Below are 12061 nucleotides of genomic sequence, written 5' to 3' on the forward strand. Positions count from 1 at the left end.
TGAATCTCTATGCATGCTTCTCTCCTCCTCTTGTTCGAATTAAATAAAGGAAGAAAGGAACTCCAATCAATGAAGTAACGACCCCTATCGGTGTTTCAAATGGATAATTTATAAATCTACTCAATACATCACATAAAGCGAGAAAGACTCCGCCTATTACACCAGCACACGGTATAATCCACCTATAGTCTACTCCAATTAAAAAACGAGTAATATGAGGAATGATTAATCCTACAAAACCCACCTTTCCAACTACGGCTACAGCAGTACCCGTTAAACACACAACAGATAGGATTGCAGCAGCTTTCACAAGTTTTGTACGTTGGCCCAAATTAATCGAAACCTCTTCTCCTAATGAGAGAATTGTAATAGATTTTGAAATCACAAGTGCCAAAACAATACCAGTAACACCAAATGGAATAGATAATTTTAATATCTTCGGATCGATTTGGTCCAATTTCGCATTGTACCAAAAACTAACATTTTGAGAAAGTTGGAAGTAAGATGCAATTGCTATTGCCATACTATTTAAAAATGTTCCTATAACAGTTCCTATAATAGCTAAACGAACCGGCGATAATCCATTTCGAAACAATGAACCAAATCCAAAAACAATTCCCGCTCCTAATGCCGAACCAAGCATAGAATATAGTATCATATTCACTGAAGACATCCCTGGAATAAATACCATGCAAATCGTAATAACAAACACTGACCCCTCTGTCACACCCATAATAGAAGGGGATGCAAGATAGTTTCTTGTCATCCCCTGCATAAGTGCTCCTGATATGGCCAAAAATGCTCCTACTAATAACGCACCAATGGCTCTCGGTAAACGAGATATAATAATAATATTATGATTTACATTTCCTGAATCAAAATGAAATAACGCATTCCAAGCTGTTTCAAAAGTAATATTTTTCGCTCCATACAATATGGATAACATAATCGTTAGTAAAATTAACACAGGTGCCAAACATAAAATCATCATTGGTACTGCATTCATTTTCCGCATATCATTCAACGCACCTTACTATCTATTTAGATAAGTTTTTTTCTGCAGCTTTTAAGAAAGCTATTTTACTCCAAGCTGTACCGCCTTGCGCCATCGGATCAACAGCGTTTACAAATACTTTTTTCTCTTTTACAGCGTTAATACTTTGCCAAATTGGATTGTTTTGTAAATCTTCTAGTGCTTTCGGATTATCTTTATTTTCGCTTCCTTCAAATTGAACAAAGATATAATCTGGATTCATTTCTGCAAACTTTTCTAAAGAAATTTTTTCTTGCTTTTTAACTGCTTTAATCGCTTCAGGAGCCGTTAATCCTAAATCCTTATAAATTACTGGATTGAAATAAACATCTTCTGGATACAGATTAATGCTGCCTTCTCTCAGTCTTATTACAACAACTTTTTTCTCTTTTAATTTATCTGCTACTTTTTCTTTCGTTTTCGCAGCATCCGCTTTATAATCTTTTATAATTTTTTCCGCTTTATCTTTTTTACCAGTTAGCTCACCCATTAATTTTAGGTTATCTTCCCAATGTGTTGAAATATGAGAAACTGGGAATGTTGGTGCTACTTTTGTAAATTTTTCAGCTGTCTCTGCTGGGAATTTAGAACTTGATGTAATAACATCTGGCTTTAATTTCAGCAGCGTTTCAAAATTTGGTTGCATTTTTTCACCGATAGATTCTGTACCTTTTAAATCTTTGGCTAAATAGTCAGGTATTTTCCCACCTACTGTAATTGCAGCTACTGGTTTCACTCCAAGTACAGCTGCATCTTCCATTGATTCTAAACTAGCTGTTGCAATTTTTGTTATTTTTGTAGGCACTGTATATTCCTTACCAAGGTACGTAATTTTTTGTTTTTCTTTCTTCGCTGTAGTTTCTGCACTCTCTGTTTTCTTCTCACTTGAGCTTTTTTCTGTACTATTGCATGCAGCAAGACCTAAACTTAATACTGTAACCATTCCTAATGTAAATAACTTTTTATTCATATTTAAAAATACTCCTTTCAAAACTATTAATTCATCACCTTGTCTACCTAACGAAATATGGTTCTTATTTATGTATTACGGAGCAATTAGCTAATATTAAAACTCACTTTTTTCACTTCCCCTATTAATCATAGTATCTTTTCTCTATCAATTACCGATAATGATTATCATTATTGATTATATGATTAGATTTAAATTATTTCAATAATAATTTTTAAAAATTTAACAAAAAATAGAAAATAATAGTTCTTCTCTTTGTCGTCGTAAATTTGTCACATCTACAATAATCTGGAAACAATGAGGTTAACAAATGAGGTAAGAAAAAAGGAAGTTTCACTTAATAATGAGTTCTACAAAAGATAAAACCTCGAATAGCACATCGCTATTCGAGGTTTTATCTTTTATTATGCTTTTTCTTCAAACAATCGTGCGATTTCAATAATAACTTGAACGGCTTTTTCCATATTATCTACAGATACATATTCAAATTTGCCGTGGTAGTTTTCTCCGCCCGTAAAAATATTTGGTGTCGGTAAACCCATATACGATAACTGCGAACCGTCAGTTCCCCCGCGAATTGGTTGAATATTCGGCTCGATATCAAGATTTTTCATTGCTTCATATGCAATGTCAACAATCCCCTTCACCGGTTCAATCTTTTCCAGCATATTGTAATATTGATCATTCATCTCAAGAATAATATTTTCTGTACCATACTTCTCTTGCATCTGTTTTGTAATGGTTGCTATGTTCTCTTTTCTAGTATTAAAATGTTCGCGATCAAAATCACGAATAATGTAAGTAGATTGACTTCGCTCAACATCACCATTTATAGAAATAAGGTGGTAAAATCCTTCGTACCCCTCTGTATATTCTGGTGCTTCTTCTGCTGGGAGTTGCCCATGAAATTCCATTGCGAGCTTACTGGCATTTACCATTTTATTTTTAGCTGTTCCAGGATGCGTACTATTTCCTTTAAAGGTAACCTTAGCACCAGCAGCGTTAAAGCTTTCATATTCTAATCCACCTAGCGGACCACCGTCCATTGTATATGCAAATGAAGCTCCAAAAGCTTCTACATCAAAGTGAGCTGGACCGCGGCCGATTTCTTCATCAGGTGTGAATGCTACTCTAATTTTCCCATGTTTTATTTGTGGGTTATGTAATAAATAATTCATTGCCGTCATAATTTCTGTAATGCCTGCTTTATCATCTGCACCAAGGAGTGTTGTTCCATCAGTTGTGATTAATGTATGACCTTGATAAGATGGGAGCTCTGGAAATAATTCTGGAGTTAATATAACACCTAGCTCTTTATTTAACGTAATTGCCTTCCCATCAAAATTTTCATGAATTTGCGGTTTAACATTTTTCCCTGTAAAATCTGTAGCTGTATCTAAATGAGCTAAAAAACCAATTACAGGAACATGCTTGTCTGTATTTGCAGGAAGCGTCGCCATCACGTAGCCATTCTCATCCATCGTTACTTCTGATAATCCAATCTCTTTCAACTCTTCTACTAATTGCTTTGCAAATTCGATTTGGCCAGGCGTTGTTGGAACAGTATGACTTTCTGCATCAGATTGTGTATCCACCTTCACATATCTTGTAAAACGTTCGATAATTTCTGATTTCATGCTACTTCACTCCTTTTTGTCTATCTTTATTTATTATAAACCTTTGTTACACGTTTTTTTATTTCTTTTGACTTTATCTTTTAAATTTCAATGAACAATCAAAAAGCAGCCCTTTGTTCTAAAACAAAGAGCTGCTTTCCTATTACTCACCTAAATCAACATTGTGGTACACTTGTTGAACATCTTCTAAATCTTCTAATGCATCAATCATTTTTTCAAATTTCACTTGTGCATCTTCTGGAAGTGTTACTTCGCTTTGTGCAAGCATTGTTAATTCTGCAACTGTAAATTCAATTACACCAGCATTTTTAAATGCCTCTTGCACTGCATGGAATTGATCCGGTTCCGCATAAACGATAACCGCTTCCTCTTCTTCCAAGATATCGCGAACGTCTACATCTGCTTCCATTAAGATTTCAAGTGCTTCATCTGCTGTTTTACCTTCAAGGCCAATAACAGCCGTTGCATCAAACATATACGCTACTGATCCGTTTACTCCCATGTTACCAGCATTTTTGCTAAATGCTGCACGTACATCTGCTGCAGTACGGTTCACGTTATTTGTTAATGTATCTACGATTACCATTGATCCATTTGGTCCGAATCCTTCATAACGAAGTTCGTCATAGCTTTCTTCTGACCCACCTTTTGCTTTTTCAATCGCACGGTCAATGATTGTTTTCGGTACATTGTACGTTTTTGCACGTTCAAGTACAACTCTTAAAGTCTGGTTAGATTCTGGATCTGGTTCACCCTGTTTTGCTGCTACATAAATTTCTCGTCCAAACTTTGCATAGATACGACTCGTATTTGCATCTTTTGACGCTTTTTTGTCTTTAATATTATTCCACTTACGTCCCATTCTTGTTCCACTCTCTTTCAACTTTGAATCTACATAAAAATAGTAATATAAATCATGCTGTTTCTTCAACAATTTTTCATTATATTTCATATTGTTAACAAAAAAGAAAAATTGAAGATGTCACATTTATTCACTATATTGTATTATACCTTATTACAAGTTTAATAATCAAAGAAAGATAGGCCATTCTTATTTATATACACAAGTTGAAAAACCACATATAAACATGCATCTTTTTTAATGGCCAGGAGCGTCTGGTCATGTATAGTATCTGTCACAGGACCTTTTCCTGCCACAAGCAATGGTTAAAACAAAGGGAGAAAACGAGTGTAAGACACTTTTTTCTCCCTAGCAGCAACTCATATGCTGAAAGATTAAAATGGATTTATATATTGATGTATACTACCAACTCCATTAAACTTTTAAAAAAGTTTCAAACGATAGTTCAATTTTTAAATTATTATGACATATTTTCATACAGCAAACCTTAAACATCCTTTTAAAAATAGTAATATATTCAAACTATCAATTCTGTATGAAATCATATAAATTATATCAACAATTCTTCTCTTCAACTCATTTCTTCAAATCTATTTTCTGAAATGTTCTCTTCACTTATATGGCTATGTTTTTTTGAATAGGCGAAGTATACAAATGCTCCGATTACTAACCAAATCCCAAAATACAACCACGTTGTGAATGGTAGATTAATCATTAGAAATACGCAACATACAATTGAAATAATCGGCAAAACTGGCACAAGCGGAACCATAAATCCACGCTGTAGTTTCGGGTGCGTTTTACGAAGAATAATTACAGATACACTAACCATCGCAAATGTTAATAGTGCCCCAATATTCGCTAAGTTTGACAACTCTTTTAAATCGATAAATCCAGCAATTAAAGCACTTCCGATTCCTGTTAACCATGTTGTAAATACTGGTGCTTCAGTTTTTTTATTAATTTTCGCAAATGACTTTGGAAGTAAACCATCACGGCTCATCGCGAAAAATACACGTGTTGTCGCATAGATATATGCAAAAATTACAGCCATAATACCAATTACCGCTCCAATTGCAATAACACCAGCCACTTTATCTTGTCCAACAACTTCTAAAACATAAGCCATTGCTTCCGGTACATTTAATTCTTTGTACGAAACCATTCCTGTCATAACAAGGCAAACTGCAATATAAATGATTGTACAAATAGCGAGTGATGCAATAATACCAATCGGCAGGTCGCGCTGCGGATTTTTTACTTCTTCTGCTGAAGTTGCCAGCGCATCAAATCCTAAGAAAGCAAAAAATACAGCCGCTCCTCCTGCAAAAACGCCGCTTAAGCCATACGGTGCGAATGGAACCCAGTTTGATGGTTTTACATAAAACACACCAACTGCAATAAATAATACAACTATACTAATTTTAATTAACACCATTGCATTGTTTATACGTTTACTTTCTTTCGTCCCACGTGATAATAACCATGTTAATACAAGTGTAATCATGACTGCTGGCAAATTTACAATACCGCCCTGTGATGGGATTGTTAACAACTTTTTCGGTATCTCTAATCCAAATCCACTTATTAAGTTGTGAAAATACCCCGTCCATCCACCAGCTACTGCTGCTGTTGTTACGACGTATACAGACAGTAACGTCCATCCCATTAAATGCGCTACAAACTCCCCAATTGTTGCATATGAATATGTGTATACACTACCTGATACTGGAAGTGTAGAAGCAACTTCGGCATAACATAACGCTGCAAATCCACAAACAATTGCTGCAATCATAAATGAAAAAATAACCGCTGGACCAGCATCTCTTGCCGCAACTAATCCAGTGAGCACAAGAACGCCAGTCCCGATTATCGCACCAATACCTAACATTGTTAGATCAAACGCGCCCAATGTTTTCGTTAAAGTCTTACTTTGACTTTCTCTTAACAATTGGGTAACAGATTTCTTTTTAAATAAATTAACTATAATCCTTACCCCCTTTTATTAAGAAAAGCTAAGAGGATCTCTCTTAGCTCTTCTTGTGTTCTATAAACCTATCTAGTCTCATTTTTTATTTAGCAATTTTCAGTTCATTACTTTACTTCATTCGCAAAGAAATGCTCACATACGCTAGAAATACGAGTTAAATCAACATTTCCGCCAGAAATAATCGCTACTACTTTTTTCCCTTTAATATAGGAATCAACTTTACCTGCAAGAAGAGCAGCTGTCGCTAATGCTCCTGCGCCTTCTACAACAGCTTTTCCGCGTTGTAATAAATCTTTCATAGCTACTTCTAACTCATCTTCTGATACAGTTACAATATCATCTACTAATTCTTCTACGATTTCAAAAGTTAAGGTTCCTGGAATTTTTACAGCGCAACCATCAGCAATAGTTGGTGCTTCATAATGCTCTACAATTTCACCTTTAACATACGAAGCTTTCATTCCATGAACATTATCAGCTTGAACACCAATTATATTAATTGAAGGATTAAAAGTTTTAAGTGCTACCGCGATTCCAGAAATAATTCCGCCCCCGCCAATAGGTACAATTACAGTATCAACATCCCACATATCATCAAGAATGTCGAGGCCAATTGTTCCCTGACCTGCCATAACTTGTACATCATCATATGGATGTAAATATGTTTCTCCAGTTTCTTTTATAATTTCTTCACATTTTGCTTTTGCATCATCAAACGTATCACCATATAAAATGACTTCTGAGCCGTATCCTCTCGTTGCTTCAACTTTCGCTTTTGGAGCAGAAGTTGGCATTACAATTTTACTTTTAATGCCAAGTAAATGTGAAGATAACGCAACACCTTGGGCATGGTTACCAGCCGAACAAGCAATAACTCCACGAGCTTTTTCTTCATCTGTTAAAGTAGAAATTTTATTGAAGGCCCCGCGAAATTTAAATGATCCTGTTAATTGCATATTTTCTAATTTTAAATAGATTTCCCCGCCTGTTTTACTTGTTAAATAAAAGGATTTAACAAGTGGTGTTTTACGAGCGTTTCTATCAAGAATTTGTTTGGCATTTTTAATATCATCAATATTTAGTGGCAAAGTTTTAGTAATCATATTATAACACTTCTTTCAATTGTTTATAATCTAACCCTAACGTTGTACCTAGATTTTCATAAGTGATTGTTCCTTTATAAATATTGATACCATGTACTAATGAAGGTTTGTTTTGAATAGTCGCTTCTAAACCATCGTTAGCAATTGCTAATAAATAATCGATATTTCCATTCGCTAATGCCATAGTAGAAGTACGTGGAGTTGCCCCTGGCATATTTGGTACAGCATAATGAATGACATCGTGCTTAATAAATACAGGATCATTATGTGTTGTATAGTGATCAATTGTTTCAATCGTTCCACCCTGATCGATTGAAATATCAACAACAACACTGCCCGGCTTCATAGACTGAATCATGTACTCTTTCACAATTTTTGGTGGTCTAGCACCCGGAATTAAAATTGTTGAAATAAATAAATCTGCCGTTTTAATAGCTTTTTCTAAGTTTTCAGTAGTAGATTCGATAACTTCAACTTGATCATTTGCATATTTTTCTTTTAAATAAGCAATTTGTTTTTGATTTAACTCTAAAATCGTTACGTGGCAACCGATTCCAACTGCCATATCACAAGCATTAATTGCAGCGTTACCTCCGCCTAAAATTACAACATTACCAGCTGGAATACCTTCTATTCCTGATAATAAAATACCTTCTCCTTCATGTTGTTTTTCTAAATAATAAGCTCCCATAAACACTGCACGACGCCCAGCAATTGCACTCATCGGTTTTAATAATGTTAAAACTCCATTTTCACTTATTGTTTCTCCAGCAATAGCTGTTGTTCCCGCTTTTCTCATCGCTTCAACACACTCTTTTGAAGCTGCTAAATGTAAAAATCCCCAAACAATTAAATCCTTCTTAAAATATTTATATTCTTCTACTAAAGGTTCTTTTACCTTTACTAGCATATCAACATCCCAAGCTTGCTCTTGAGTAACTAAAGTAGCACCTGCATTTGTATACTCTTCATTTGTATAACCTGATCCTAGACCAGCATCTTTTTCTACTAAGACTTCATGTCCAGCCTCAATTAATTTTCGAGCATTTTCTGGTGTCATCCCAACACGTGCTTCACCTTTTTTAATTTCTTTCACTACGCCAATTTTCATGTTGCCACATCCTTTTACTTTTAAAATGTAATATACACTATTACATTATTTTTATACGATCCAAATAAATTCATGGAATATAATCAAACATTCTTATATTTCCTCGTTTGTCTGAATCGCTGTTCACACCTACAAGATACACTTAGAAAAATGATGAGTCAACATTTTGTGAAATAGTTCACAAAATGTTTTTTTTATTTTAAAATAATTTTTTTCTTAAAGAGAAGGATTGAAACCACTTTTTAAGTATGATAGACTTTGTCTCGAATAACATCTCTTATGAATTCACATGAAATGCAATTTTATTTTTTTATTCACATTTGTGAACTTTTTCACATTAAACAACATAGAAATACCCTTATATTTCTATGAATTTGTGCATTATATCACAAATGAAATTTAATTTTTTCAATATTAACGCACTATTTAATAAAATGAAGGGATATACTATGAAAGCTGAAGCAAAAATGAATTCATCAGATGTTATATGTATTTTTACTAACAGGAGTGATTATTATGTCACAAGCACAACTTAAAAAAGAAATTGGCTTCTTTGCAGCATTAACAACAGTTATTGGTACTGTTATTGGTGCAGGTGTATTTTTTAAGCCTACTGCACTATACGGCGTAACTGGATCAGCAAGTTTAGGATTACTTGCATGGGTAATTGGAGGAATCTTAACTGTTTGCTCAGGTTTAACTGCAGCTGAACTTTCAGCAGCTATTCCTGAAACAGGTGGAATGATGGCATATTTAAAGCGTACTTATGGAAACTTAACTGCTTTCCTACTAGGGTGGGCACAAACTGTTATCTACTTCCCTGCCAATATTGCAGCACTTGCAATTATTTTCGGTACACAAGCAGTTAGTTTATTTGGATTAAATGCGAATGAACATAAATTGATGATTATTGGAGTTGCTGTTATTACCGCAGCATTCGTAACCTTTATGAACTCCTTAGGGGCGAAAGCAGCTGGTGGAATTCAAATGGTATCGACTATTTGTAAATTAGTTCCTTTAGCATTACTTATTATTTTTGGATTATTGCATAAAGGCGACGTAACTCTACAACTGTTTCCAGTAGAAGCAGGACCAGGTAAATCATTTATATCTGCACTTGGATCTGGTTTACTTGCAACAATGTTTGCTTATGATGGATGGATTCATGTAGGAAATATCGCTGGAGAAATGAAAAATCCTAAAAAAGACTTACCTAAAGCAATTGTAATCGGATTATCTACTGTAATGGTTGTGTACTTACTTATTAATATTGCATTCCTTATGGTTATGTCTGCATCAGCACTTGCAGGAACTGATACACCTGCATCTCAAGTAGCGACAATTTTATTTGGAGCAATGGGAGGAAAATTAGTTACAATCGGTATTTTAATTTCCGTATTTGGAACAATCAATGGATACATTATGACAGGAATGCGTATCCCTTATGCAATGGCATTAGAAAATAAACTACCGTTTAGTAAATGGTTTGCAACATTATCTAAAAATGGCCACGTTCCTTATAATTCTGGAATCTTTATGTTATGCGTTTCGGTTATCATGATGGTTATCGGTGGATTCAACACATTAACAGATATGTTAGTGTTTGTTATCTGGATATTCTATACAATGACTTTCGTAGCAGTATTCATTTTACGTAAAAGAGAACCAGATCTTGTGCGTCCTTACAAAGTACCACTTTATCCTATTATACCGTTAATTTCCATTGTAGGTGGATCATTTATCGTTATTAATACTCTTTTCACACAAACACTGCTTGCACTATGCGGTATCGGCTTAACAGCTTTAGGACTTCCAATTTACTATGCAATGCGACACAAGCATATAGAACCTAATAAATAATCATTTAGAAACAGTTAGACGTGTATAAAATCCTTAATGGATTTTATACACGTTTATTTTTTATAACCTCTAATGATATCCGTAACCTAAAAATGCAATTCAAATACCACTTTGTATATCTTTGTTTCCTTTAGAAGGTGTTTTTCCCCCTTCATTTCTTAATGCTTTTTTTACTGCAACTGTCATTACAATCATCGCAATACTTACAAACAGTGTAGGAAGATATACCTTTATACTAAAAGCTTCAAAGATGACACCATATATGACCTGCCCCATAGGTGCCATGCATTGTGCAACCGCCATAATAATCGCCATAACTTTCCCTAAATTTTCATTTGGTGTTTTCTTTTGTACAGCGGTAATGACAAAAATAGAGATTATAGTCATCGCTATTGCAATAAGAACTGCACATAAGATAAAGAGTATGAATGACGGATAGGATCCTAGCCCAAGCATAAGGGGCGTAATTGATAAAGCCATCGGTACAATCAATAAAGCAATTACGAGAAACCAATGATACAGTTTTTTCATTTGCATCTTTTTTGAAAAGAAGCCGATGGACAATGCCCCTAAAATTGTAGCAAATTCTATGAGTCCCATTCCAATACCATACATTGCGTCACTACTTTGCATGACTACCCGTAAAATGATGGGAGCACCAATAACAAATAACGGTGTGAGAATTAAATTGAGTAAAGCTGCAAGGATTATGCATTTCAAAATAAAAGGTTGCTTAATTACGTAAATAAACCCAACTTTTAAGTCGTTTATGATAGTCGATATGATATGTCCATCTCGTTCTCTTTCTACAAACGGGATGTTAATAAAAATTGCTAATACTGCTGCTAAGAAAAAAGCGATACAACTCATCACAACCAATACTTTTAATCCTACAATACCATATAATACTCCGCCTAAAACAGGAGCTGCTACGCTTGATAGCGCTTGAACACCGTTTACAATACCGTTTGCCTGCTCCAGTTTATTTTCCGCAACTAACAAAGGAACACATGCCATGACAACTGGTGAATACATGGCGCCAATCATCGCTAGCAAAACCATGACAACACCTATAAAGATCACAGAAGTATTACCCGCTGCTAAAAACAAAATAAAATAAAATACAATGGCACTACTTGCAAAATCAAAAATTACCATTAAGTTGCGGCGGTTGAATCTGTCAGCTATAGCCCCGCCAACAGGTGATAACAAAAGTGGCACATTTGATACAGCATACAAAGTTGCATATATATCTACCCGGCCCGTTATGTCCAACACATAGAGAGATAAGGTAAAACGAAGGAGAGAAGAACCTAATATTGATATAATCTGTCCGACTACCATTAAGTGAAATGCTTTAGGAAAAGGCTTTATATTGCTATTATTTTGCATAATATGCACACCTTCCATAAAGATATTAGACCGACTGCCGGTCTATATTTTTGTATAAAATACTACCCTTAAATTTCCCGGCACATAAGTCGCTGCTATGTGA

9 protein-coding genes are annotated in these 12061 nt (G+C 34.7%); 1 reads left to right on the forward strand and 8 read right to left on the reverse strand.

The annotated features are described in order from the left end of the window. Positions 1-7 precede the first annotated feature (7 nt). From PLX19_RS08210 to ald, 7 genes are all read right to left on the reverse strand, one after another. Positions 8-1015 carry a FecCD family ABC transporter permease gene (locus tag PLX19_RS08210; protein WP_272188038.1) on the reverse strand — a complete coding sequence of 336 codons (1008 nt, stop codon included), beginning with the start codon at positions 1013-1015 and terminating at the stop codon, positions 8-10. Between the two features lie 22 nt (positions 1016-1037). Continuing rightward, entirely contained in the window at positions 1038-2003 is a 966-nt protein-coding gene (locus PLX19_RS08215; protein ID WP_272188039.1) for an iron-hydroxamate ABC transporter substrate-binding protein, read from the reverse strand. Positions 2004-2407: 404 nt separating this feature from the next. Continuing rightward, positions 2408-3640, reverse strand: a complete 1233-nt coding sequence (gene pepT, locus PLX19_RS08220) for a peptidase T (protein WP_272188040.1) — start codon at positions 3638-3640, stop codon at positions 2408-2410. 142 nt (positions 3641-3782) lie between these two features. Next, positions 3783-4502 carry a YebC/PmpR family DNA-binding transcriptional regulator gene (locus PLX19_RS08225; RefSeq protein ID WP_272188347.1) on the reverse strand — a complete coding sequence of 240 codons (720 nt, stop codon included), beginning with the start codon at positions 4500-4502 and terminating at the stop codon, positions 3783-3785. A 571-nt stretch (positions 4503-5073) separates the two neighbouring features. Next, positions 5074-6489 (reverse strand): amino acid permease, encoded by a 1416-nt coding sequence (locus tag PLX19_RS08230; RefSeq protein ID WP_272188348.1) that lies wholly within the window; start codon positions 6487-6489, stop codon positions 5074-5076. 107 nt (positions 6490-6596) lie between these two features. After that, positions 6597-7595: a bifunctional threonine ammonia-lyase/L-serine ammonia-lyase TdcB gene (tdcB, locus tag PLX19_RS08235; RefSeq protein ID WP_272188041.1), complete on the reverse strand. Its 999-nt coding sequence runs from the start codon at positions 7593-7595 to the stop codon at positions 6597-6599. 1 nt (position 7596) lies between these two features. Continuing rightward, entirely contained in the window at positions 7597-8706 is a 1110-nt protein-coding gene (gene ald, locus PLX19_RS08240; RefSeq protein WP_272188042.1) for an alanine dehydrogenase, read from the reverse strand. Positions 8707-9222: 516 nt separating this feature from the next. Here ald and PLX19_RS08245 point away from each other — a divergent pair. After that, a complete protein-coding gene (locus PLX19_RS08245) occupies positions 9223-10566 on the forward strand; it encodes an APC family permease (RefSeq protein WP_272188043.1) in 1344 nt (447 codons plus the stop codon). A gap of 99 nt (positions 10567-10665) precedes the next feature. Here the strand turns inward: PLX19_RS08245 and PLX19_RS08250 are convergent, their stop codons facing one another. After that, positions 10666-11958, reverse strand: coding sequence for an MFS transporter (locus tag PLX19_RS08250; protein WP_272188044.1), 1293 nt, complete (start codon positions 11956-11958; stop codon positions 10666-10668). Positions 11959-12061 lie beyond the last annotated feature (103 nt).

Origin of the sequence: Bacillus sp. BP-3, assembly GCF_028401955.1 — a bacterium.
GTDB lineage: Bacteria > Bacillota > Bacilli > Bacillales > Bacillaceae_G > Bacillus_A.